This is a genomic window from uncultured Sphingomonas sp. (assembly GCF_934560975.1).
In the GTDB taxonomy this organism is placed as follows: domain Bacteria; phylum Pseudomonadota; class Alphaproteobacteria; order Sphingomonadales; family Sphingomonadaceae; genus Sphingomonas_I.
This window is the reverse complement of the sequence record NZ_CAKTFO010000024.1, coordinates 1-24,018: the sequence shown is the minus strand read 5'-3', so window position 1 is coordinate 24,018 and position 24,018 is coordinate 1. Positions and strand designations below refer to the sequence as shown.

The 24,018-nt window shown below is 67.2% G+C and carries 22 protein-coding genes; 10 read left to right on the top strand and 12 right to left on the bottom strand.

Going from position 1 to position 24,018, the window contains the following annotated elements; all coding sequences use genetic code 11:
* Nucleotides 1–72: 72 nt before the first annotated feature.
* A complete protein-coding gene (locus Q0D93_RS12915) occupies nucleotides 73–2,220 on the bottom strand; it encodes a sodium-translocating pyrophosphatase (protein WP_294395060.1) in 2,148 nt (715 codons plus the stop codon).
* Between the two features lie 167 nt (nucleotides 2,221–2,387).
* On the bottom strand, nucleotides 2,388–3,299 hold the full coding sequence (gene thiL, locus Q0D93_RS12910; protein WP_294395058.1) for a thiamine-phosphate kinase: 912 nt from the start codon (nucleotides 3,297–3,299) through the stop codon (nucleotides 2,388–2,390).
* Between the two features lie 54 nt (nucleotides 3,300–3,353).
* Here thiL and Q0D93_RS12905 point away from each other — a divergent pair, with 54 nt between their 5' ends.
* Nucleotides 3,354–4,322, top strand: coding sequence for a YihY/virulence factor BrkB family protein (locus Q0D93_RS12905; protein ID WP_294395054.1), 969 nt, complete (start codon nucleotides 3,354–3,356; stop codon nucleotides 4,320–4,322).
* Here the strand turns inward: Q0D93_RS12905 and recQ are convergent.
* Complete coding sequence (gene recQ, locus Q0D93_RS12900) at nucleotides 4,319–6,073, bottom strand: DNA helicase RecQ (RefSeq protein ID WP_294395053.1); 1,755 nt, start codon at nucleotides 6,071–6,073, stop codon at nucleotides 4,319–4,321. The genes Q0D93_RS12905 and recQ overlap by 4 nt on opposite strands.
* 437 nt (nucleotides 6,074–6,510) lie before the next feature.
* On the opposite strand from recQ, the gene Q0D93_RS12895 reads away from it, so the two are divergent.
* The 3 genes from Q0D93_RS12895 to Q0D93_RS12885 all read left to right on the top strand — a co-directional run bounded on the left by Q0D93_RS12895 (nucleotide 6,511) and on the right by Q0D93_RS12885 (nucleotide 11,587).
* The gene (locus Q0D93_RS12895) at nucleotides 6,511–9,678 is read left to right on the top strand and encodes a TonB-dependent receptor (protein WP_294395051.1); all 3,168 of its coding nucleotides are present in this window, start codon (nucleotides 6,511–6,513) and stop codon (nucleotides 9,676–9,678) included.
* Nucleotides 9,679–9,826: 148 nt separating this feature from the next.
* Nucleotides 9,827–10,549: a SapC family protein gene (locus Q0D93_RS12890; protein ID WP_294395048.1), complete on the top strand. Its 723-nt coding sequence runs from the start codon at nucleotides 9,827–9,829 to the stop codon at nucleotides 10,547–10,549.
* Between the two features lie 9 nt (nucleotides 10,550–10,558).
* Complete coding sequence (locus Q0D93_RS12885) at nucleotides 10,559–11,587, top strand: cupin-like domain-containing protein (RefSeq protein WP_294395046.1); 1,029 nt, start codon at nucleotides 10,559–10,561, stop codon at nucleotides 11,585–11,587.
* 1 nt (nucleotide 11,588) lies between these two features.
* On the opposite strand, the gene Q0D93_RS12880 is transcribed toward Q0D93_RS12885, so the two are convergent.
* Together Q0D93_RS12880 and Q0D93_RS12875 are read right to left on the bottom strand one after the other, a co-directional pair.
* Nucleotides 11,589–12,350, bottom strand: coding sequence for a ZIP family zinc transporter (locus Q0D93_RS12880; RefSeq protein ID WP_294395044.1), 762 nt, complete (start codon nucleotides 12,348–12,350; stop codon nucleotides 11,589–11,591).
* A gap of 199 nt (nucleotides 12,351–12,549) precedes the next feature.
* Nucleotides 12,550–13,407, bottom strand: a complete 858-nt coding sequence (locus Q0D93_RS12875) for a class I mannose-6-phosphate isomerase (protein ID WP_294395043.1) — start codon at nucleotides 13,405–13,407, stop codon at nucleotides 12,550–12,552.
* A 69-nt stretch (nucleotides 13,408–13,476) separates the two neighbouring features.
* Here Q0D93_RS12875 and Q0D93_RS12870 point away from each other — a divergent pair, with 69 nt between their 5' ends.
* Nucleotides 13,477–14,202, top strand: a complete 726-nt coding sequence (locus Q0D93_RS12870; protein ID WP_294395041.1) for an extensin family protein — start codon at nucleotides 13,477–13,479, stop codon at nucleotides 14,200–14,202.
* Nucleotides 14,203–14,326: 124 nt separating this feature from the next.
* Here Q0D93_RS12870 and Q0D93_RS12865 read toward each other — a convergent pair whose 3' ends face one another.
* A complete protein-coding gene (locus tag Q0D93_RS12865) occupies nucleotides 14,327–14,875 on the bottom strand; it encodes a hypothetical protein (protein ID WP_294395040.1) in 549 nt (182 codons plus the stop codon).
* 164 nt (nucleotides 14,876–15,039) lie between these two features.
* A complete protein-coding gene (locus tag Q0D93_RS12860) occupies nucleotides 15,040–15,300 on the bottom strand; it encodes a hypothetical protein (RefSeq protein ID WP_294395038.1) in 261 nt (86 codons plus the stop codon).
* A gap of 116 nt (nucleotides 15,301–15,416) precedes the next feature.
* On the opposite strand from Q0D93_RS12860, the gene Q0D93_RS12855 reads away from it, so the two are divergent.
* A complete protein-coding gene (locus tag Q0D93_RS12855) occupies nucleotides 15,417–16,901 on the top strand; it encodes a peptidase S10 (RefSeq protein WP_294395036.1) in 1,485 nt (494 codons plus the stop codon).
* Nucleotides 16,902–16,957: 56 nt separating this feature from the next.
* On the opposite strand, the gene Q0D93_RS12850 is transcribed toward Q0D93_RS12855, so the two are convergent.
* The 5 genes from Q0D93_RS12850 to Q0D93_RS12830 all read right to left on the bottom strand — a co-directional run bounded on the left by Q0D93_RS12850 (nucleotide 16,958) and on the right by Q0D93_RS12830 (nucleotide 21,200).
* Nucleotides 16,958–17,128, bottom strand: a complete 171-nt coding sequence (locus tag Q0D93_RS12850) for a hypothetical protein (protein WP_294395034.1) — start codon at nucleotides 17,126–17,128, stop codon at nucleotides 16,958–16,960.
* 66 nt (nucleotides 17,129–17,194) lie between these two features.
* A complete protein-coding gene (locus tag Q0D93_RS12845) occupies nucleotides 17,195–17,740 on the bottom strand; it encodes a hypothetical protein (protein ID WP_294395032.1) in 546 nt (181 codons plus the stop codon).
* Nucleotides 17,741–17,900: 160 nt separating this feature from the next.
* Complete coding sequence (locus Q0D93_RS12840) at nucleotides 17,901–18,716, bottom strand: transglutaminase family protein (RefSeq protein ID WP_294395030.1); 816 nt, start codon at nucleotides 18,714–18,716, stop codon at nucleotides 17,901–17,903.
* 47 nt (nucleotides 18,717–18,763) lie between these two features.
* Nucleotides 18,764–19,699 carry an alpha-E domain-containing protein gene (locus tag Q0D93_RS12835; protein ID WP_294395028.1) on the bottom strand — a complete coding sequence of 312 codons (936 nt, stop codon included), beginning with the start codon at nucleotides 19,697–19,699 and terminating at the stop codon, nucleotides 18,764–18,766.
* A 1-nt stretch (nucleotide 19,700) separates the two neighbouring features.
* Entirely contained in the window at nucleotides 19,701–21,200 is a 1,500-nt protein-coding gene (locus Q0D93_RS12830) for a circularly permuted type 2 ATP-grasp protein (RefSeq protein ID WP_294395026.1), read from the bottom strand.
* A gap of 210 nt (nucleotides 21,201–21,410) precedes the next feature.
* On the opposite strand from Q0D93_RS12830, the gene Q0D93_RS12825 reads away from it, so the two are divergent.
* From Q0D93_RS12825 to Q0D93_RS12810, 4 genes are all read left to right on the top strand, one after another.
* Nucleotides 21,411–22,829, top strand: a complete 1,419-nt coding sequence (locus Q0D93_RS12825; RefSeq protein WP_294395024.1) for an MATE family efflux transporter — start codon at nucleotides 21,411–21,413, stop codon at nucleotides 22,827–22,829.
* A 104-nt stretch (nucleotides 22,830–22,933) separates the two neighbouring features.
* Nucleotides 22,934–23,311, top strand: a complete 378-nt coding sequence (locus Q0D93_RS12820; RefSeq protein ID WP_294395022.1) for a response regulator — start codon at nucleotides 22,934–22,936, stop codon at nucleotides 23,309–23,311.
* Between the two features lie 182 nt (nucleotides 23,312–23,493).
* Nucleotides 23,494–23,781: a co-chaperone GroES gene (groES, locus tag Q0D93_RS12815; RefSeq protein WP_294395020.1), complete on the top strand. Its 288-nt coding sequence runs from the start codon at nucleotides 23,494–23,496 to the stop codon at nucleotides 23,779–23,781.
* 61 nt (nucleotides 23,782–23,842) lie between these two features.
* Nucleotides 23,843–24,018: TCP-1/cpn60 chaperonin family protein (locus tag Q0D93_RS12810; RefSeq protein ID WP_294395081.1), on the top strand; the 176-nt coding region annotated here is incomplete at its 3' end.

Here is a 24,018-nt window from a genome sequence, read left to right as displayed (position 1 = left end):
GGACGATCGACCTTGGCCAATCCCGACACGATCGGGGAGGGGAGAGCGGCGGCGCTCTCCCCGTCGTGCCCCTCAGCCGGCGTGGGTCGCCAATGCGGCAAGCAGCAGCAGCGCCACGATGTTGGTGATCTTGATCATCGGGTTCACCGCCGGCCCGGCCGTATCCTTATAGGGATCGCCCACCGTGTCGCCGGTCACCGCCGCCTTGTGCGCGTCCGATCCCTTGCCGCCATGGTTGCCGTCCTCGATATATTTCTTGGCATTGTCCCACGCGCCGCCGCCCGACGTCATGGAGATGGCGACAAACAGGCCGGACACGATCACGCCCAGCAGCAGGGCGCCCAAAGCGGCAAAGCCGTTGCTCTGCCCCGCCACCGCGCGGATCACGAAATACACCGCCACCGGCGCCAGCACCGGCAGCAGCGACGGCACGATCATCTCCTTGATCGCGGCGCGGGTGACCAGATCGACGGTGCGGGCATAATCGGGACGGCTGGTTCCTTCCATGATGCCGCGGTTGGAGGCGAACTGGTCGCGCACGTCGACCACCACCGCGCCCGCCGCGCGGCCCACCGCCGTCATCCCGAACGCGCCGAACACGAACGGCAGCAAGGCGCCCAGCAGCAGGCCGACGATCACGTACGGATTGCTCAACGAGAAATCGACCGCCAGTCCAGGAAAGAACTCCCGCAAGTCGGCGGTATAGGCGCCGAACAGCACCAACGCCGCCAGCGCGGCCGAGCCGATGGCGTAACCCTTGGTCACTGCCTTGGTGGTGTTGCCGACCGCATCCAGCGCGTCGGTCCGTTCGCGCACGTCATGCTCCAGACCCGCCATTTCCGCGATCCCGCCGGCATTGTCGGTCACCGGGCCATACGCGTCGAGCGCGACCACCATGCCGGCCAGTGCCAGCATCGACGTCGCGGCAAAGGCGATGCCGATCACGCCCGCCAGTTGATAGGTCGCGACCACCGCGACCACGATCACTAGCGTCGGCAGCGCGGTCGCCTCCAGACTGACCGCCAGGCCCTGAATGACGTTGGTGCCATGCCCGGTGACGCTCGCCTTCGCGATCGACTTGACCGGCCGGAAATTGGTGCCGGTATAATATTCGGTGATCCAGACGAGCGCGCCGGTCACCGCCAGGCCGATCGCCATGCACCAGAACAGGTCCATGCCGGTGAACGCGCCGATACCCGCCGCCACCTGGCCCTCCACCTCCGGTCCCGCCGCCGCGCGCGCGCCGCCGATCACGGCATCCAGATCACCCAGCGTATAGCGGGTCACGCCGTAGATCGCGGCCACCCCCAGGATCGCCGACACCCAGAAGCCCTTGTAGAGCGCGCCCATGATCGAGCCGTTGCCGCCCAGCCGCACGAAATAGGTCCCGATGATGGAGGTGACGATGCACGCCCCGCCCACGATCAGCGGCAGGGACATCAGGCGCAGGATCCGGTCGGGCGCGCCGCCCACGAACAAAGCGATCGACACCATCGTCACGCCCAGGGTCACGACATAGGTTTCGAACAGGTCGGCCGCCATGCCGGCGCAGTCACCGACATTGTCGCCGACATTGTCGGCGATCACCGCCGGATTGCGAGGGTCATCCTCCGGAATGCCCGCCTCGACCTTGCCGACCAGGTCGGCGCCCACGTCGGCCGCCTTGGTGAAGATGCCGCCGCCCAGCCGCGCGAAGATGGAGATGAGCGACGCGCCGAAGCTGAGCGCGACCAGGCCGTTGATGACGATGCGGTCGGTCGGCGCATGGCCGGCTGGCCCCACCAGATACCAGAAGAAGACGCTGATCGCGAGCAGGCCCAGCCCCGCCACCAGCATGCCGGTGATCGCGCCCGCCCGGAACGCGGTGGTCAACCCGCCCTGCAGGCTGCCGCGTGCCGCCTCCGCCGTGCGGACATTGGCCTTTACGGAGATGTTCATGCCGACAAAGCCGGTCGCGCCGGACAATATCGCGCCGATCAGGAAGCCGACCGCCGAAGTCGCGCCGAGAAAGACGAACACGAGGGTGACGACGATCAGCCCTACCACTGCAATCGCGGTATATTGCCGGGCAAGATAGGCGCGCGCGCCTTCCTGCACCGCGCCGGCAATATCCTGCATGCGCTGGTTGCCGGCGGGCAGTTTCAACACCTGCGCGGCGGTTACGATACCATAGATAACGGCCAACAACCCGCAGGCGATGGCCAAATGCACGATCAGCATGCCTCATCCCCAAGCAAAAGCGGCTCTCCGTCCGCATTGTTATGGGTGGGATGCTAGAACGACTTGGATGACGCGGCAAGCAAGCCGCCGAAAGCTAATGAATCAGGCCGATCGCCGCCAACGATCCGCAGATCAGGCCGGCCAGCGCAATGGTGACATGCCGGAAATCAAGGCGTCCCATGTTCATATCCCAACCGCTGTGGCGGCGGGACCGGCCGCCCCGCCTCGACCAGGGTCAGGCCGCGCCCTTTGGCGAAACGACCTACCGCCGTCAGCGTCGCATGTCCGGATTGCGGAAGGGTTAAGCCGATACGCGCCGCCACCAGCAGCTCGTAATCGTCGCCTGCCGTTACCGCCGCCAGCCGATCGCCCGCCGATTCGGCGCACGGCACCCGCTCCAGATCGATCTCGACCGACAGGCCGCTCGCCTCCGCCATGCGCGCGGCGTCGATCAGCAGCCCGTCCGATATGTCCGCCATGGCATGGACCCGCGGGGCCAACGCCTGCCCTTCCGCCAGTCGCGGCGTCGGGCGGCGATAGGCGGCCAGCCATTCCGGCCGCCCGGCAACGCCGTCGCGCGCCATGTGGAGGCCCAATCCCGCCGCACCAATCAGGCCCGTCACATAGAGCAGGTCGCCGTCCCGCGCGCCCGATCGCGCCGGCGCCCGCTCGGTTTCGCCCAGGGCGGTCAGCCCCAGCTGGCGCGCGCTGCCGCGCGGCACGGACACGGTGTCGCCCCCCAGCAGCGGCACCGCGAAGCGATCGAGCACGCGCCGCAATCCCCCAACAAAGGCCATGTCCCACGCGCTCTCGCGCGCCAGCGGGTAGCCCAGCAGCACGCCCAGCGGCCGCGCGCCCTTGGCGGCAAGGTCGGACAGGTTCACCGCCACCAGCTTCCACGCGACATCCTCCGCCGGATCGTCGGGCAGATAGTGGACGCCTTCCACCAGCATGTCGTGGGTCGCCACCAGCTGCCGCCCACCCAGGCTCAGCACCGCCGCATCGTCGGTCAGCCCGCGCGCGGCAGGGTCGTGGGCGAAAGCGGCAAGGCAGGCGATGAAGTCGCGTTCGCGGGACATGGGAGGCCACTTACCGCCACTTCGCGCGTTCGGGGAGGCGCATAGGGAGCGAATATGGACGATTCTACCGTGACCACCGACCCGCATGGCCGGGATGCCAAGAGCCCGACCCACCTGCCGATGCGGGCATGGAAGGAGATATTGTGGCGCGTCTATGCCAAGACGGGTGACGACAATATCAGCCTGATGGCGGCGGGTGTCGCCTTTTATGGCTTTCTGTCGATCGTGCCTCTGCTCGGCGCGCTGGTGATGACCTATGGCCTGATCGCGGACCCGGCGACCATCTCCAGCCATATGCAGACGGTGATCCAGCTGGTGCCGCGCGATGCCGCCAAGCTGATCCTGGATCAGCTGATCAATCTCGTCACCACCGCGTCCAGCAAGAAGGGGATCGGCCTGGTCGTGGCGCTGCTGATCTCCATCTATGGCGCGACCCGGGCGAGCGGCGCGGTGATCATGGCACTGAACGTCGTCTACGAACAGCATGAGCGGCGGAACATCATCTGGACCACCATCATCTCCTTCGTGCTGATCATCGGCGCGATCCTGGTCGGGGTGACCGGCATCCTCGCCGCATCGGCGCTGGCGCTGATCGGCAAGCTGGTGGAAGGGCTGGGCCCGATCGCCACGGCGGCGATCAGCGCGGCGACATGGCTGGTGGCGGCCTGCCTGGCCAGCTTCGGCATCGCCGCCGCGTACCGCTTTGCCCCCGATCGCGCCGATGCGAAATGGCGCTGGCTGAGCATCGGCTCGGCACTCGCCACCGTGCTGTGGTTGATCGCGACCCTGGGCTTCGGCGCCTATGCCGCGACGCTGGGCAATTACAACGCGACCTATGGCTCGCTAGGGGCCGTCGTGGTGCTGCTGATGTGGCTCTACGTCTCGGCCTATGCGATCCTGCTCGGGGCGGAGATCAATGCGGAAATGGAGCGGCAGGTGGCGGGCGACACCACCACCGGCCATCCGCAGCCGATGGGCAAGCGCGGCGCGACGGTGGCCGACCAGGTCGCGCCGACCGCCTAGGCGGCGTCGCGGATCACCTCCAGGAAGGCGGCGCCGTAGGCATCCAGCTTGCGCGCGCCGACTCCGCTGATCTCGCCCAGCGCCCGCAGCGTGGCCGGGCGCACCGCCGCCATTTCGCGCAAGGTCGCGTCGTGGAAGATGACATAAGGCGGCACCCCCTGCTCCCGCGCCAGGGTGCGGCGGCGGTCGCGCAGGGCTTCGAACAGCGGATCGTCCGGCGCATCGTCCCGCCGCCGCGACGCCTTGGCGCGCTTGGGCGGCAGCACCACCGACAGCGCCTCCTGCCCCTTCAGGATCGGCTTGGCGGCGGGGCCGAAGGACAGGCCGCCATAATCGTCCGCGCGCAATGCATCGCGCGCCAGCAGCGCGCGCGCGACCGGCTTGACCAGCTTGAGCTCCTCGTCGTCCGCGATGCCGAACACGGACAGGCGGTGATGCCCCTGCCCCAGCACCTTGTCCGTCTCGCGGCCCGCCAGCACGTCGGTCAGGTGGCCCACGCCGAACCGCATCTCGGTACGAAAGGCCGCGGACAGCAGCTTGCGGGCCAATTCGGTGGCGTCGATCGACGCGGGCGGGTTGAGGCAATTGTCGCACGCCCCACAGGCGGGCGGGGGATCCTCCCCGAAATGGCGCAGCAGGATCGCGCGGCGGCATCCCGTCGCCTCGACGAGGCCTGCCAGCGCGTTGAGTCGCTGACGCTCGCCGCCACGCCGCCCGTCCTCCACCTCCGTCTCGATCCGGCGGCGCGCGCGGGCGAAATCCTCCGCCCCCCAGAACAATTGCGCCACGGCGGGGTCGCCGTCGCGGCCGGCGCGGCCCGTTTCCTGGTAATAGGCCTCGATCGACTTGGGGATGCCAGCATGGGCGACGAAGCGCACGTCCGGCTTGTCGATGCCCATGCCGAAGGCGACCGTGGCCACCATCACCATCTGCTCCGACTGGACAAAGGCGGCGGCATTCGCCTGACGCTGCGCCGCCTCCAGCCCCGCATGGTAGGCGCGGGTCGGCCTACCGGTCTGTTGCAGCGCATGGGCCAGTTTCTCGGTCTCGGCGCGGCTCTGGGCGTAGACGATGCCGGGGCCCGGCGTGTCCGCGATCAGGCGCGACAATTGGCGGGCAAGGCCGTCGCGCGGGCTGATCGTGTAGCTGATGTTGGGCCGGTCGAACCCGGCGAGGATCAGGCCGTCTTCCTCGATGCCCAGCTGCGCCAGGATGTCGGCACGCGTATGGCGGTCGGCGGTGGCGGTCAGCGCCAGGCGGGGCACGCCGGCATGCGCCTCCAGCAGGCTGCGCAACTGACGGTAATCGGGCCGGAAATCGTGTCCCCATTCGGATACGCAATGCGCCTCGTCGATGGCGATGAGCGCCAGCGGCACGCCCGCCAGCATCCGCCGGAACCCCTCCATGTTGGCCCGTTCCGGCGCGACATAGAGCAGGTCCAGCGTGCCGGCCTGAAGACGGCGCACCGTCTCCTCGCGATTGTCGTCGGCCGAGGTGAGCGCGGCGGCGCGGATCCCGACCGCCTCGGCACTGCGTACCTGATCGTGCATCAGGGCGATCAACGGCGAGAGGACGAGGCCCGTGCCCGGCCGGCACAGGGCCGGAATCTGGTAGGTCAGCGACTTGCCGGCGCCGGTCGGCATCACCGCCAGCGTGTCCTGCCCCGCCATGACGCGGGCGATCACATCGGCCTGCCGTCCGCGGAAATCGTGATAGCCGAAGGTGTTACGGAGCGCTTCGAGCGGAGTCATGCCGGAGGCGCTGTATAGCGGCCGGGCGCGTCCGTCACCCTCGGGTAGATGACGTGCCCGGTCGTTCGCGGATCAGGTTCGACGGCCCTTCATTCCCCACTGCGCGCCATGGCCTTCATCCTTCGCATCCGTCAAATTTTACCCGGTGTGGCATTCTCATCACGCAGCCATGTTGCAGCTGCGAACATCCACACAAAAATCGCAGAATAGCAATGGCGTGGCGCAATATGTATAAAGTCAGACAAATGTGACCGCTACCACTACTTATCATGTCGGCAGTGAATAACGAAAATTGCTTTGCTATAGTAGATGCTGTTCCTCCTCTTGGCTTTGTTGACAGGATAAGTCGGTATGTTACTCGCCACATGAGGCACACAAACTGTGCTGGTCATAATGTTATCGGCCGCCGCCAAGAGCGGCCGAACAGGGAGGGGAGTATGAAGAGCTTTACGCTTTCGCCTGCGCTCGCGCGCTCGACGTCGATGATGGCCGTCGCCGCCTGCTTGCTGCTTCCGGCAACTGCCTACGCGCAGAGCGGCGCCGGCATCGACGCGCAGGGCGCAACCGCCACCAACGCCCAGCCTGTCGGCGTCGGCGAAGCCCAGGCGCAGCAGGATACGGCGGGGGCCAGTTCCGACGAGATCGTGGTTACCGGCGTTCGCGCATCTTTGAACCGGGCAATTGACATCAAGCGCAACTCCGCCGGTGTGGTGGACGCCATTTCGGCCGAGGATATCGGCAAGTTCCCGGACACCAACCTGGCTGAATCGCTTCAGCGTATCACCGGCGTTTCAATCAACCGCGTGAACGGCGAAGGTTCGCAGGTCTCCGTCCGCGGCTTCTCGGGCGACTTCAACCTGGTGACGGTGAACGGCCGCCAGCTGCCGGCATCCAACGTCGACGTCAGCGGTTCCAATGCTTTTGCGCGCGGCACCGGCCGCTCGTTCGACTTCCAGAATCTGGCGTCGGAAGGCGTCAGCACGCTTGAAGTCTACAAGACCGGCCGCGCCTCGATCCCGTCGGGCGGCATCGGCGCGTCAATCAACATCGTTACCCGCAAGCCGCTGGACGCCCGTGAAACGGGCCTGTCCGGATCGATCGGCGGCAAGGCGCTCTACGACAACTCGATCGAGGATGCCGAGGGCAAGAAGCACCGGATCACACCCGAAGTGTCGGGCGTGCTGAGCTGGAGCAATCCGGACCAGACCTTCGGCGCATCGGTGTTCGGCAGCTATCAGCTGCGTCATTCGGCGTCGGTCAATTCCAATCCGAATTACTGGAACGTCGTTCCCACGGCCGACTTCTTCGCCAGCGGCGGTACGTACCTTGCACCGGGGGCAGTGGTCGAAAATCGCCCCACCGCGCCTTATGTGCTGATCCCCAACGACAGCCGCTACGCCCTGTCGGAAAACCGGCGTGAACGCATCAACGCGCAGGCGGTGCTGCAATTCAAGCCGACCGATACGCTTGAACTCTCCGTCGACGGCCTGTTCGCGCAGAACAAGCTGCGCGAGCGCCGGAGCGAGCAGACCAACTGGTTCCAGCGGCCGTTCAATCGCGTCACGTTCGACGACAATGATCAGATGGCGACGGCCATCTTTCTTTCGGAAGCCAAGCTGGCCGACAAGGGCTATGAGCAGCAGGCGTTCGGGATCAAGAACCAGCTCAAGTCGGTTGGTGCCAACGGCAAATGGGAATTCGCCGACAACCTGACCCTGACGCTCGACGGTCATCACTCGACGTCCAAGTCGTCGCCGGACAATCCGAACGGCACGTCGTCCGTGCTGTTCTCGATCGGTGCGCCGGTCCGCGAAACCCAGACGCTGGATTTCTCGACCGGCTTCCCGCAGCAAGCGGAAACGATCAATGACTGCACGCCGCGTGGCGGCAACTGCAACAACCAGCTCGATGTGGCGGATCTCGGCACGCAGGTGGCGCGCACCGCCACGTCGCGACAAAGCCAGCGGATCAACGAAGGCCGCGCGCAGATCGGCTGGGATCTTGGCGAGGGCAGCCGGTTCGACTTCGGCGGCAACTATATCGATACCAAGATGACGTCGCGCGTAAACCAGACCACCCAGTTGCTGGGTGACTGGGGCATCAGCGATACCGGCCTGCCGAATCAGCTTGCCGGCGATTTGCTCGACACGTTCTGCCTCACCTGCAAGTTCGACCACTATAAGCCGAACTCTTCGGGCTCGTCGCTGGTGGCATTCCGGGGCGATGCCATCGACCTGCTGAACATCTTCAGCCCATATTATTCGGAGCGTGGCAAGGCGCCGACCAACGGCACGCCGTTGGACGACACCGTGCGCGAGAAGACCTGGGCGGCTTACGGGCAGCTGACCTGGGGCGGCGAAATCGCGGGTCGCAACGCGAATGCCGTGATCGGCGTCCGCTATGAACAGACGCGGGTGAAGTCCACCGGCGTTCAGGGCGTGTCGATCCTCCGCTGGGCGGCGGACAACGACTTCTTCGTCGACGATGCGGGTACGAGCACGGCGGTCAGCGGCCGTGGCCGGTACAGCAACTTGCTGCCTTCGCTCGACTTCAACATGGATCTTGTGCGCAACGTAAAGGCACGCGTTTCGTTCAGCCGCACGCTGGCCCGTGCCAATTATGGCCAGTTGTTCGCAACCGGCGCGCTTGAAGGGGGGCCGCCGCGTCCCACCGCGTTGGGCGGCGTAGCCCCGGCCAATTCGCAGAATCCGGCGCTGAAGCCGCTTCTGTCCGACAACTTCGACGTCTCGATCGAATGGTACTATAAGCCATCTAGCTTCGTGTCGGTCGGTTTCTTCGACAAGCGGGTGCGCAACTTCATCGGTACTGGTGTGATCAACCGGAACCTGTTCGGCATTCGTGATGCGAGCGCCGGTGCGCCGGGCTCACGTTCCGGCACGGCGCTGGAGCGGCTGCGCGGTAGTCAGATCCCGCTGACGGATATCAACCTGTTCACCTACACGGCGTTGTTGCAGGAAAATGGCGGAAACGTCGCGGCGACGGATGCCATCTTCAACCAGAACTTTGCCAATGGCGAGCTGAACGGCCAGTTCGTCCAGGATGTGCTGACCCGGACGGACATCACGCCGAACGATACCGATCCGCTGGCCAACTTCGCGGTGAAGCAGCCACTCAACAACCAGGACGGAAAGATCCACGGTTTCGAATTCGCGCTGACGCACTTCTTCGGTAACACCGGCTTCGGCTTCGCGGGCTCGTACACGAAGGTGAGCGGCAACGTGAACGTCGATCCGTATGCCGACCCGACCGTCAACATCTTCGCCCTCACGGGCTTGGGTGACAGCGCGAACGCCACCGCGATCTACGACAAGAACGGGTTGTCGGCGCGCGTGTCATACAATTGGCGCGCCAAGTATCTGGCGGCGACCAACCAGGGCGCGAACCGCAACCCGCTGTTCGTGGCTCCGTTCGGCACGCTGGATGCGAACATCAGCTACGACGTCAGCGAGAACATCGCCGTGTCGCTGGAAGCGATCAACCTCACCAGCGAACCGGTCCGGCAATATGCCCGGAGCAAGGAAAACCTGGTGTTCGCCCAGGAGTTGAAGCCGCGCTTCCTGGTCGGCGCGCGCTACCGCTTCTGATCGGTTGCACCAACCACGAAGGGAAAGGCCGCTGTGGACGCAGCGGCCTTTTTCTTTGGCGGGCGATCAGGCCCATTGCTAGACTCCCGTCGACCGACCGCTCCACCCGCGCGGGCCGAACAAGACAGTGCATGAAGGCTTGGCATCCATGAACCGCGTCCTGCTCAACAATGTCGACCATCACGATCTGCGCGTGGCCCCGGTGCATGGGGCCGATCACGGCGATGGCGTGAACCAGATGCTGATCTTCCCGAGCGAGTTCGAGGAAGCACAGCGCGACTTCCCGATCATCTTCCGCCGCGACCAGGACGGCTTTCGGGCCTTGGCGCTGCTGGGTCTCGACCGCGACGAAAACCTGTTCCTCGACGGTGACCGCTGGACCAGCCGCTACGTCCCCGCCATCGCGCGGCGCGGCCCCTTCTCCATCGCGCTGCACCAGGCGGAGGCGGGATCGGATGCGCCCGCCGACCCCAGGATCCACCTCGACCTGGACGACCTCCGCGTCGGGGTGGAGGACGGGCTGCCCCTGTTTCTCGAACATGGCGGCAACGCGCCGTATCTCGATCATGTCGCCGCCGTGCTGCGCGTCCTGTTCGAAGGGGTGGAAACCGCGCCCCAGGTCTATGCCGAATATGAACGCGCCGGCCTGCTGCAGCCGGTCGCGCTCGAAATCCGGCTGGACGACGAACGGGGCTATGACCTGACCGACGTCTACACGATCGACCAGCAGGCGCTGACCGACCTGTCGGGCGAGGCGCTGGACCGCCTCCACCGCAGCGGGCTGCTGCGCGCCGCTATCATGGCCGCGTCGTCGCTCGGCAATGTGTCGCACCTGATCGACCGCAAGAACCGCATCCAGGCCAGGGGCTGAATGCGGCCGATGCCGGCAACGCCGCGCCCCGCCCGCGAGGTGCAGGGGCTGCGGCCCGAACAGGTGCCGTGGCGCGACCTGCTCGCTGCGGGCGAGCCGCTGATCCTGCGCGGGCTCGCCGCCGACTGGCCCCTGGTGGCGGCCGGACGGACCTCGCCCCGGGCCGCTGTCGACTACCTGCTGCGCTTCTACAATGGCCGGCCCGCCGCCGGCTACACCGCCCCGCATGAGGTGGGCGGCCGCTATTTCTACGCCGACGAGACGCTGACCACGCTCAATTTCGCCGCCGAACGGGTGCAGTTGGACGCCTATCTCGGCCGGATGCTGGCGCGGCTCGACGATCCCGCCGCCCCCTCCTTCTATGTGGGATCGGCCGACCTCGACGGCTATTTCCCGGGTCTGACGGCCGACAACGACCTGGGCCTGGCCGACCCGATGTTCGCGCGCGTGGTGAAGAGCATCTGGATCGGCACGCGCACCATCGCGACGGCACACCACGATATGTCCAACAACATCGCCTGCACCCTGATCGGACGGCGGCGTTTCACCCTGTTCCCGCCGGAGCAGGTGGCGAACCTCTATCCCGGTCCGCTGGAGCCGACGCCGGGCGGGCAGGTGATCTCGCTGGTGGACTTCCGCGCACCCGATCTGGACCGTTTCCCCGGTTTTGCGGAAGCGATGGCGGCGGCGCAGGTGGCGGAGCTGGAGCCGGGCGATGCACTGATCTACCCCGCTTTGTGGTGGCACCATGTGGAGGCGCTCGCCCCCTTCAACATCATGGTCAATTATTGGTGGAACGACGTGCCCGCCTTCATGGACACGCCGATGAACACCCTGCTGCATGGACTGCTCAGCCTGCGCGACCGGCCGGCGCAGGAGAAGCAGGCCTGGCGGGCGCTGTTCGATTATTATGTGTTCGGCCCCGCCGACCGCGCCGCCGCCCATCTGCCCGACGTGGCGCAGGGCCCGCTGGCCCCGCTGGACGACAGATCGGCGCGTCGGCTGCGCGCCATGCTGCTGCAAAGGCTGAACCGCTAAATCAGCCGCCAAGCTTGGTGAGGATGAAGGCGATCAGGAAACCGGCGACCGCAATCAGCCCCGAATAATCGTGGGTCGCCTCCGTCGCCTCGGGGATCATGGTATCGACCAGCATCGCCAGGATCGCACCCGCCGCTACCGCCGTCACCGCCGCGATCAAATCGGGCGAGGCCCCCGCCAACGCCGCATTGCCGACCATCGCCGCGATGCCGGACAGGACCGCGATCCCGATCCACACCGCAAAGACGTAGCCCGCCGCCCGCCCCGCCGTCTTCATGCCGGCCGCGCTGGCGAGCCCTTCGGGCACGTTGGACAGGAACACGGCGGCGACCATCACCGCGCTCACCCCGCCTCCGCCGATCAGGCTGGTGCCGATCACGACCGATTCCGGGATGCCGTCCAGCAGCGCGCCGACCGCGATCGCCGCGCCCGAATTGCTGTCGGCGCTCGGCTGGCGCGCATCCGGATTGGCGCCGGACCGCTTGCGGTGGCGCGCGCCACGGCGGGACAGCAGGACGTTGGCCAGCGTATAGACGATCGCCCCGCCCAGGAAGCCGGTTGCCGTCGCGTCAAAGCCGCCCTGCTTGTAGGCCTCGTCCATCAGGTCGAAGGCGACGGCGGAAATCAGCACGCCCGACCCGATCGCCATCACCGCCGCGATCAGCCGCTGCGGCAAGGCGACCAGATATGGGACGGCGGCGCCCAGCACCAAGGCGGAACCGCCGACCAGCCCCCACAAGCCTGCGCTCAAAACTTCCGGCACGATCCTCTCCTGCAAGGCAGAGGCAACGAGCCGGCGCGGCGCAAGTGCCGTACCCCGTGGGATATCTGGACGGTTTGCGATCAGGATGCATCACCCGTCGTGCTCCCGCGTCCGCAGAATTACGGGTCAGATCGACCGGGAACCGCCCCGGCAAGGCAGGGGCAGCCAGAGGAAAGCCGACGCCCCGCCCTTCACGCGATCAGCGTGGCCAGATGTCCGCGATCACGCCCTGATGCGGATAGGCAACCAGCATGTCGATGCCTTCATCCAGCGCCAGCGGGGTTTCGGCATCCGCCAGCCAGACGCCACCGGCCTCCAGCGCCTCGTCCCCGATCGTGCCGCCGCCCGACAGCGGGATCAGCCAGATCGGGCGACCGTCGCTCCTGAGCGTGCCCACGCCAGCAGCGGTCCAGCGTTCCAGCACGAACTTGGGACAATCCGCCAGGATGCGGCGACCATCGCTCAGGTTGTGCGGCTTGTAGGGGGCGACATAGGGGACCGGCTCGCTCGCGGCGACGCCGTCATCCAGGTGCAGTTCGCGATCGCTGCCATAATCGTAGAGGCGATAGGTCAGGTCGACATTCTGCTGCACCTCGACCAGGGTCAGGCCTGGCCCGATGGCGTGGACGGTGCCGGCCGCCGTGTAGAAGCTGTCATCCTTCTTGACCGACTTCCAATCGAGCAGTTGCTCGATCGAACCGTCCAGCGACGCGGCGCGCAGTTCGTCCTTGGTCATCGGGTTCAGGGTGCCGATCGCGATCGAGGCATGTGGGTCCGCCGCCAGAATCACCCACGCTTCGTCCTTGCCGCGCGGATAGCCCTTGGCCTGGGCGCCGGCATCGTCGGGGTGGACCTGCACCGACAGGCGATCGCTGGTGAACAGATATTTGATCAGCAGCTCCGGCCCCTCGCTGCTGCCGTCCTGCGCGCCCGGCACTTCGAACCAGATCTCGCCGACCGGCGCGCCGCCTTCGGGCACCGAATCGAAGGCAGGCCACAGGTCGCGGCGGCCCCACGGCTTTTCGACGCGCTTGGTGGTCAGGCGGGTGGCGGGCATCGGCTCTGTCTCCGGTGAATGGCAAGAGGTTTACGGAACGCCTCATGCCGTCGAACGTCGGGGAAAGCGATGGCGTTCCTGCGTGGGATCAGACGACTGCTCGCCTGGGCGCTGGCGCTTGCCGTCACGGCGGCGCTTGGCCTGGCCGTCATCCTGCCGGGCATGGAGCCGGCGGACCTGCCCTGGGCTCCGCTGGACCTGGACGCGCCGCTCGGCCGCGCCACCGCCGGCAAGATTGCCGGGCTGGACGGCACCGCCTGCCGCGCGCTGCTCGACACCGCACGGATCGCATATCGCACATTGCCGGCGGTGGCGCGGGGCGAGTGCGGCTATGATGACGCTGTCAGCTGGGCGCCCGGCGGGCTGCGGCATCTGGCCTACAGCCCGGCGCGACCGACGCTCGCCTGCCCGCTCGCCGCCAGCCTTGCGGTATGGGAGCGCGAGGTGGTCCAGCCCGCCGCCGAGGCGATCATGGGGTCACGCGTGGTCAGAATCGACCATTTCGGCACCTATGCGTGCCGCCGCATGTACGGCCGCTCCACCGGCGGGTGGAGCCAGCATGCCGCCGCCCGCGCGATCGACGTTGCCGGCTTCCGCTTTGCAGACGGCACGCGCGTCACGGTTGCGGGCGACTGGCCGGGCACGGACAAGGCCGCCCGCTTCCTCCATGCGGTGCGCGAAGGGGCGTGCCGCGCCTTCACCACCACCTTGTCGCCGGACTACAACGCCGCCCACCGCGATCACTTCCACCTGGACGACACCGATCGGGGCGGCATGTGGAGCGCGTGTCGGTAGGTAGGCCCGTCTTGGTGGCGTCTACGTAAGCCCGAATGCCTGACGGGTGATGATTGGACGCCTGGGCTCCCGCCTCCGCGGGGACACGGGGTGCGTAGCGGCGGCTGGACGGACCCGTGCCTGGTCAGCTGGGCAGTGGCTCCTCGACCTTGTCGACCCATTCGGGGAAGAAGCAGGGCTGGCGGTTGGACCAGCCCGGGGCCGTAGCGGCCGCTTCGCTGATCGACTGGAGCAGGCTGCGTCTTTTTTCCGGGTGCAGGATCGGCATCGCCGCCGCCGCGCAGAACGCGCCAGGCAGCCACGGCCGCACACCGCCACCGATCAGCCGTTCGTAGAGGAAGCGGTAGGCGGAGAAGCTGTTGATCCGCCCCTGCCCCAGGTCGAACGCGGTCATGGTGACCAGCGGGGTGAAGAACGGCTCCACCTGATCCAGCCCGCTATCGTCGGGCAGGTGGTGGCGGATATGGTCCAGCCGGCCATAGATGCGGGCCTGCGCCTTGATGCTGGCCGCCTCGACCAGATCGCGCGACCAGCGGCGCGTCGCGTCCTGCCGGCCCAGACCGATGTCGAGCGCGCGGCGAACATAACGCTGGGTGGCGGCAGGGAAGCCCGCAAATTCCTTCATCTCGGCCAGGCTCGTCGCACCAAAGGCCCGCCGCATTTCCGCACCCATAACGCCCTCCCACCAGAGAAGGACGCCGGGTTAGCGCACAGACGTTTCCGGGCGCTTACCCTGCGTCACCACTGTCACGGGAATGACATCATAGAACATGTTGCGGCGCAACATGGCTTTTGCGCAACAGCCAGCCGGTTTGCGCCGAGCGGAGGCGGGAGGCGTTATTCGCCGCCCTTCATCCGCGCCTCGGCTTCCGGATCATAGCCGGATGACGGGGCCGGATCCTTGCCCTTGCCCGGCTGGGTGTTGGACGGCGCGTCGGAGGTCGGAAACGTCTCGTCCAGCGCCACGTCCAGCTTGGCGTCCTCGTCGGACGGGTCACGCTGCAGCCGGCGGCTGTCGCTCGCGTCGATGCCCTCGCGCACCTCCGGGGTAGGCGTCGGGGTCGGCGTGTCGGACGGGCTGTTCTGATCGTCGGCCATCATCATTCTCCTAAGTGAGCGCCAAACGCGGCATGCCCGCCGCCGTTCCTGCTTGCGGCGACGGCAAGGCTTTGCTTGATGCCGCCGTCCGCCCTCTTGCGAATGAGCCGATCCCCATGCGCACCGCTCTTCTTGCCCTGTTGTTGGCAGCGCCCCTGCCCGTCCTGGCCGCCGAACCGGCCGAAAAACCCGCTGCTGCCGCCGCGGACAAGCCGGACGTGCCGCCGCTGCCCGCCGACAAGACGGTGCGCCAGTCGGCCGTGATCGCCGGCAAGTCATTGAATTACGAGGTGACCGTCGGCACCATCCCGGTGTTCGACGCCAAGAACAAGAAAATCGGGGAGGTCGTCTATACCGCCTACACAGTGCCGGGCCGCGCCGCCGCCGGTCGCCCGGTCACCTTCGCCTTCAACGGCGGTCCCGGCGCATCCTCAGCCTTTCTGAACTTCGGCGCGATCGGTCCGAAGCGCCTGCAATTCGGGGCGCAGGGCGATGCCCCGTCCGATCCGGCGATCGCGCGCGACAATGCCAACAGCTGGCTCGACCTGACCGACCTGGTGTTCATCGATCCGGTCGGCACCGGCTTCAGCCGCAGCCTGGAGGACGAGGCCGGCACCAAGCGCGATTTCTACACCGCCAAGACGGACATCGAATATCTCAGCCGCGTGGTGTTCGACTGGCTCAACAAGAATGGCCGGCTGACCTCGCCCAAATATCTGATCGGTGAAAGCTATGGCGGCTACCGCGTGCCGCGCCTGGCCTATTACATGCAGAGCGAACTGGGCGTGGGCCTGAACGGCATCGTGCTGGTGTCGCCCTATCTCAACCCGATGGCGGTGGACAGCGACGACAATGCCCTGTCGCCCCTGCCCTACATGGTGTCGCTGCCGTCCATGGCGGCGGCCAAGCTGGAGCGGGACGGCAAGCTGAGCGAGGCGGCGCTGGGCGACGTCGAATCCTATACCCGCAGCGAGTTCGCGACCGACCTGTTCCGCGGCCGGTCGGACCCGCAGGCGATCGAGCGTCTGACCACGCGCGTGTCGGGCTATACCGGGCTCGATCCGGTGCTGGTCCGCCGTCTGGAGGGGCGCGTCGGCGTCCGCACCTACCTGCGTGAGGTGCATCGCGACCAGAAGGCAATCGGATCGATCTACGATTCAAACGTCACCGCATTCGATCCCTTCCCCGGATCGGTCGAGCAGCAGTCCAACGATCCCCTACTCGTCTCGATCATCGCGCCGACCACCAGTGCTGCGGTCGACCTGATGACCAATCAGGTCGGGTGGAAGGTGCAGGCACGCTATAACCTGCTGTCCTATGCGGTGAACCAGGCGTGGGATCGCGACAATAGCGACAAGCCGGTGGGCGACCTGCGCCGCGCCATCTCGGCCGATCCCAAGATGACGGTGATCATCGCCCACGGCATGGACGACCTGTCCTGCCCCTATTTCGCCAGCCGTCTGGTGATCGACCAGATGCCGTCCTTCGGTCAGGCGCAGCGGGTGAAGCTGGCCCTCTATCCCGGCGGCCACATGTATTACAGCCGCCCGGACAGCGCCGCGCAGTTCCGGCGCGACGCCGTGGCGATGTTCCAGCGGTAACGGACGGAAAGCCCCTCCGCCGCCCATGCCTCACGGCGGCGGCGGAGGGCCGGTACTTACTTCTCGCCGTCGCGCGGTGCGCTTCCGCCCGTGCCGCGCCCATCGGCACCGGCGGCTTCGCTGTCCGTCGCCTTACCGGTGTCGGGGTTCATGCTCTTGGACTGGCCGGGGGCCGGCGGCACGATCGGCGCGGCATCATTGGCATTCGGGTCGTTCGGGCTGGCCATGATTCGTCTCCTTTTCAAGGGGAGAGAACGCGAACCTTGCCGGCAGGCTCCCTGGTGCGGCCCCGATCAGGCCTCCATGCGCCAGGCCGCGAATTCCTCGAACGACAGCGGCTTGGCCAGCATCAGGCCGCCTTCCTGGTCCCTCCACCAGGCGACGGTGGCGGCGCGCATCTCCAGCCCCTTCGCCTCGATCTGACAGCGGCCGCCCGGCCGCACCGGCTCCTCGCCCGCCACCAACAGGCCGCCCTGCGACACGTTGCGGATCCGCACCGGCGTGTCGCGGAAATCGATCCGCAGCGAGCCGGGCATGTCGGCCTGAACGCGCGGTTGGCGGATCGTGCCGACGCGCGGATCGAGCGAACATTGGGTAAGGATGGACGACATGGGCACGCGTTCCGCGAAACCGATTCCGACATGGCCGTCACGCACCCAGGCGACGTTCCCGCTCAGCGTCCCCCCGGTTCGCAACTCGCAGCGCACGTCGGCGCCGATCGGCATCGAACGATAGATCTCTGCCCGCAGCCCGCCGGGCGCGACATCGCGGACGATGCACAATTCCTCGCCATGGGCCCATACCAGCTTGGCGATTTCCTGCACCACGGCGTGGCGCATGTCCCGTCGACGTTCGCGCGGTTCAGCCGGGCTCCGCTTGATGAAGCTATGCAACATTGTGCTACCTACTCAGCGGATCGGCCCGCGTGAACGGGGCATGGCGCAAAATGGTAACCATCGATCGCGTGACCATGCTTAATGCACTGTTAACCCGCGCAAATCAGTCCGGCTGCGGCGGTTCCAGCCCGACATGGACATTGATGTCGAGCACCTCTCCGCCGCCGCCGATGCGCGCGCCGGCTACCGGGGCAGCCTCGCGATGGTCGAGCCCGACCGCCACCCGCACGTAACAGTCGGTTGGGCAGCGGCCTTCATGGGCGTCGAAGCCGATCCAGCCATAGCCGTCGACGTAAAGCTCCGCCCAGCCATGCGCCGCCTTGGTTTCCGCCTCATAAGGCCGGAACAGATGGCCCGCGACATAGCGCGCCGGATAGCCGGCCGTGCGCGCGGCGGCGATCAGCAGCTGCGCCAGCCCACGCGCATCGCTCCGCCCGGATGCGAACACGGCGGCGGCGCGGTGGTCGTCATCCAGCCTGGGATCCTCCAGCACCATCCGGTCGTGGATCGCCTCCGCCAGCATGTGCGCCCCCGTCAACGGATCGGTGGCGAGGTGCAGATCGGCCACGAAGTCGCGAATGGCCGCGTCGGCGGCGGTCGCGGGCGTGGGCTGCAGGAAAGCCAAAGGCGGCAGGGGCTCGGGCGTGCCGCTGACCAGGCCGGCGCGATCCTCCGTCAGCACCTCGCCCGCCACCGTGATGACGATGCCGTCGAGGGGACCGTCGACGTACAGCATGGTGGTGGCATTGCCATAGCCGTCACGCGCGGGCTTCAACCGCACGTCGCGATCCACGTCGATCGACCAGGATGCCACATTCTGTCCGGCATGATCGCCCGGCGTCATTCGCAGCAGCTGCACCAGCCGGGCCTGCGGTTCCTGGAAACGGTAATGGGTACGATGGCGTACGAACAGGCGCATGGCCCATCCTTTCTATGCGACGGTGCGTCCCGGCAACAGGCGCGCGTTCAGGCGAACCGGAACTGCGCGCCGATCGCCCGATCCAGTTCGGCATTCTCGATCAGAAAAGCCTCCAGATATTCGTGCAGCCCCTGCCCGAACACCGCGTCGATGCTGGTGCGGCTGAGCGTCGTCTGGCGGCGGCGCACCAGCCGGTCGGCCTCGCCCTGCCGTGCCAGCCGCTTGGCGATCTCCGCCAGATGGCCGACCACGGTCTCGGTCGCGCCGGCCAGGCTGCGCGGCAGTTCCGATCGCAGGATCAGCATGTCCGCCACCAGCCACGGCTTCAGCCCGTCGCGGTACAGCCAGCGATAGGCGGTGTTGGCCGACACGGTCTGGAGGATGGTGGTCCACTGATCGCGGTCGATCACGCCGCCCACCTTTTCGCCTTCGGGCAGCAGCAGGTGATATTTGACATCGATCAGGCGGGCGGTGTTGTCCGCCCGCTCGATCGCGGCGCCGAGGCCCACGAAATGATAGGCCTCGTTGCGCAGCATCCGCTGCAGCCCGCCCTCGAACCCGCGCGCTTCCGCCCGGATCATCGCGGTCAGCGCCAGCGTTTCCTCATAGCCGCCGGTGGTAGCCAGGCCGCGCAGGCCCAGCCAGGCGCGGTTGATCGCCTCCCACACGTCGCGGGTCAACGCGGTGCGGACCGACTTGGCGTTGTTGCGCGCCGCATCCAGGCAGGACCGGATCGAGTTGGGATTGTCCGCCGCCAGCGTCAGGTAGCCGGACACGGCCTGCGGATCGGCCGCACGTTCGGTCCCGGCAAAGGCGCAGTCGGCGTCGACGACCTGCAAGGCACTTTCCCACGCCGCCTTGCCGGCCGGGCGGGCGGACAGGGCGTCCAGGCGCAGGGTCGCCTCGATCAGGCGCGCGGTGAATTCGGCTCGCTCCATGTAGCGGCCCATCCAGTAGAGCGAGGCGGCGGTGCGGCTCAGCATGTCACCCTTGCCCCTGCGTCTGGCCCTGACCCTGGCCGGATTGGCTCTGGCTCTGGCTCTGGATCGGGTCCGGCCCGACCTCGGACAGGATCAGGCTGTCCTTGGTGCCGCCGCCCTGGCTGGAATTTACCACCAGCGACCCTTCGCGCAGCGCCACCCGGGTCAGTCCGCCCGGCACGATATGGACGCCCTCAGCGCCCGTCAGCACGAACGGGCGGAAGTCGACGTGGCGCGGCGCCACGCCCTGTTCGGTCAGGGTCGGCACGGTGGACAAGGCCAGGGTCGGCTGCGCGATGTAGCGGTGCGGCTCCGCGATCAGGGCGGCGCGGAACTCCTCGATCTGCTGCCTGCTGGCGGTGGGGCCGACCAGCATGCCGTAGCCGCCGGAGCCGTCGACCAGCTTCACCACCAGCTCTTCGAGATGGTCCAGCACGTAACGCAGCGCCTCCGGCTCGCGGCAGCGATGGGTCTCCACATTGGGCAGCCTGGCATCGCCGCCCGAATAATAACGCACGATTTCCGGCATGTAGCTGTAGATCGCCTTGTCGTCGGCGATGCCGGTGCCCGGCGCGTTGACCAGGGCCACGTTGCCGGCCCGATAGGCGGCGATCAGCCCCGGCACGCCCAGCAGCGAATCCGGCCGGAATACCAGCGGATCGATATAATCGTCGTCGATCCGGCGATAGATCACATCCACCCGCACCCGCCCGTCGATGGTGCGCATCCAGACGATGTCGTCATCCACCTCCAGGTCCGCCGCCTCGACCAGTTCGATCCCCATGGAATCCGCCAGGAAGCTGTGTTCGTAGAAAGCGGAGTTGAAGTGGCCCGGCGTCAGCAGCACGCACACCGGTTCCGACGCGGCGCCGCGCGGGGCCACGGAACGCAGCGTGTCGCGCAACTGGTCGGGATAGCGATCCACCGGGCAGACCGGGAACATGCGGAACAGTTCGGGGCAGAGCCGCAGCATCGCCTCCCGGTTTTCCAGCATGTAGCTGACGCCGGACGGCGTGCGGGCATTGTCCTCCAGCACGAAGAAATCGTCCGGCCCGGTGCGCACCAGGTCGATGCCGCAGATATGCGCAAACACGCCGTGCGGTGGTTTCTGTCCGTGCAGCGCGCCGCGAAATTGCGGGTTGGTCAGCACCAGTTCGGGCGGAACCACGCCGTCGCGTATGATCTTCTGCGGGCCGTACACGTCCGCCAGGAAGGCATTGATCGCCTCCACCCGCTGGATCAGCCCGTCCTTCAGCCTTTCCCATTCGGGATGGGTGAAGATACGGGGCACGATGTCGAACGGGATGATGCGTTCGGCCGATTCCTCCTCGCCATAAACGGCGAAGGTGATGCCGAGCTGTCGGAATGCCGCTTCGGCGGCCTTCTGGCGACGGTCGAGCTCGTGGCGCGGCGTGTTCGCGATCCAGGCGGCAAGGTCGGTGAATCCGGGACGGCCCCGGCGATCGCCGGCCGTGCCCCACACCTCGTCAAACGCGTCGCGCATCAGCCTCCCGTCGGTTTTCGGTCGCCCGGTGCAGGGTGCAGCGAAGCGCCGCCTTGCACAAGAGGAACAATGATGGGGACAAACGCCGCCTTGCGGAAAGCGTTGCACGGGGGCGCCGTGCTCCTGTGCGAACACCCCCCTCCCCCACGCGCCGGCGGAACGGCCTGTGCGCTGGCGGAGGCGGGTGCTTGACCCTAAAGCCCATCCGTCATGGACGTGTCCACTCCCCTTGCTCCGCTGACGGAGGGCCCGCCGTCCACCACCATGGACGAGTTGCGCCACCTGCTGCGGCTCGCCGGGCCGCTGGTGGGTGCCAACCTGTTGCAGATGGCGGTCAGCGGCGTGGACGTGATCTTTGTCGCGCGCCTGTCCCCGCTCGACCTTGCCGCCGCGACGCTGGGTGTGTTCCTGTTCAACCTCACCACCTATGCGCTGATCGGGCTGACCAGCGCCGCCGCCCCGCTGATCGCCGCCGAACTCGGCCGCCGCCGCCATGCGGTGCGGGAGGTGCGGCGGAGCGTGCGGATGGCCTTGTGGGTCGGCATGGCGGGCGCGGTGCCGGTGCTGCTGATGCTGGCGCATGGCGAAACCCTGCTGCTGCTGTCCGGGCAGGATGCGGAGGTGTCGCGCCGCGCCGGACACTTCATGGACATCGTGCTGCTGGGGCTGGTGCCGGGCGTGGCGGCCGGGATCATGCGCACCGCCGCCGCCGCGCTCGGCCGGCCGGGCTGGGCGTTTCTGGTCACGGGACTGGCGCTGGGCGTGTCGATCCTGGCCAATTGGTGCCTGGTGTTCGGCAATGCCGGCTTTCCCGCGCTCGGACTGGCGGGGTCCGCCATGGCGAGCGTGCTCAGCCTTTCGGTGATGGCGCTTGCCTATGGGCTGATCCTGCTGCTGGACCCGCACCTGCGCCGCTATCGCCTGTTCGGCCGCTGGTGGCGCCCCGAATGGCCCCGCTTCCGCGAGATCGTGCGGCTCGGCCTGCCGATCATGCTGACCTGGGTGTTTGAAGGCGCGCTGTTCGGCGGGGCGGCGATGCTGATGGGCCTGATCGGGGTGATCGAGGTGGCGGCCCATGCCGTCGCCCTCAACATCGCGGCAGTCGCCTTTCAGGTGCCGTTCGGCGTGGCGCAGGCCGCCACCATCCGCGTCGGCATGGCCTATGGCGCGCGCGATGCGGCATGGGTAGCGCGCGCCGGGCGAGTCGCGCTGGCGATCGGCATCGGCTTCATGGGGCTGACCGCGCTCGCCATGTGGGCAGCACCCCGCTTGTTCGTCAGCGCCTATATCGATGTGGATGCGCCCGGCAACGTGACCGTGGTGGCGCTGGCCGTGCAATATCTTGCCATTGCCGCCATGTTTCAGCTGGTGGATGGGGCACAGGCGGTGGCGGCCGGCGTGCTGCGCGGGATCCAGGACACGCGCGTGCCGATGCTGATCGCCCTGTTCGGCTATTGGGTGGTCGGCTTCGGCACCGCCATCCTGCTCGGCTTCGGGCTGCACCTGGAGGGACGGGGCATCTGGCTGGGCCTGGCCGCCGGGCTGGCGGTGGTGTCCGTCCTGCTACTCGCCCGCTGGGCGCGGCGCGAACGGATCGGCCTGGTGCGCAGCTCCAGCACGCCGGTTTGAGGCAGGCCGTGGGCTTTTGGCGCGCGCAACAACCTATGTTCTGGAAAGCGATCGCGTAGCTGCACCATATCGGCCCTGTCCGACCAGCAACGCAGCGAGGGACCATGACCATACCTGATCGCCCCCTGCACCGCCGCCGCATCCTGGTGGTCGAGGACGAGTATATGCTTGCCGACGAACTGGCGCTGGAACTGGAGGATGAAGGCGCGATGGTGCTGGGCCCGGTGCCGAGCGTCGAGCGCGCGCTGGCGCTGCTGGATGGAGAGGCGCTGCCCGACGGGGCGATCCTGGACGTCAACCTTGGCGGCAAGCCGGCGTTTCCGCTGGCCGACCTGCTGATCGACCGCGGCGTGCCGATGATCTTCACCACGGGCTACGACCCCAGCGTGCTGCCCGAACGCTTCGCCCATGTTCCCAAATGCGAGAAGCCGATCAACATCAGCCGCATCGCGGCGGCACTCGGCAAGGTCATCCACGCCTGACCGCCCAAGCGTGCCGGACCACCGCCCTACCAAATTTCCGGTGCGGGGCAGTTGACGCGCCCGGCCATGCTCCACATATGCGGCCTGGCACTCGGCCACGCTGAGTGCCAACGGATTCAATCAGGCATTTGGGCGGGCGCGGCTGAACCGTATCCCGTCCTTGTTGCAGGAAAGGGACAAACATGGCTTTTCGTCCGCTGCACGATCGCGTGCTGGTTCGCCGCGTGGAGGCCGAGGAAAAGACGGCCGGCGGCATCATCATCCCCGATAGCGCCAAGGAAAAGCCGCAGGAAGGCGAAGTCGTCTCCGTCGGCGGCGGCGCGCGTGCGGAAAACGGCACCATCACCCCGCTCGACGTCAAGGCCGGCGACCGCATCCTGTTCGGCAAGTGGTCCGGCACCGAGGTCAAGCTCGACGGCGAAGATCTGCTGATCATGAAGGAAAGCGATATTCTGGGCATCGTCGGCTAAGCCACGACACCCCTTCGCACCTTCCGATTTTCCAACATCCTCACATCAGAAAGGTAGCCACATGGCAGCCAAGGACGTGAAATTCAGCCGCGACGCCCGTGAGCGCATCCTGCGCGGCGTCGACATCCTCGCCGACGCGGTGAAGGTGACCCTGGGGCCCAAGGGCCGCAACGTCGTGATCGACAAGAGCTTCGGCGCGCCGCGCATCACCAAGGACGGCGTCACCGTCGCCAAGGA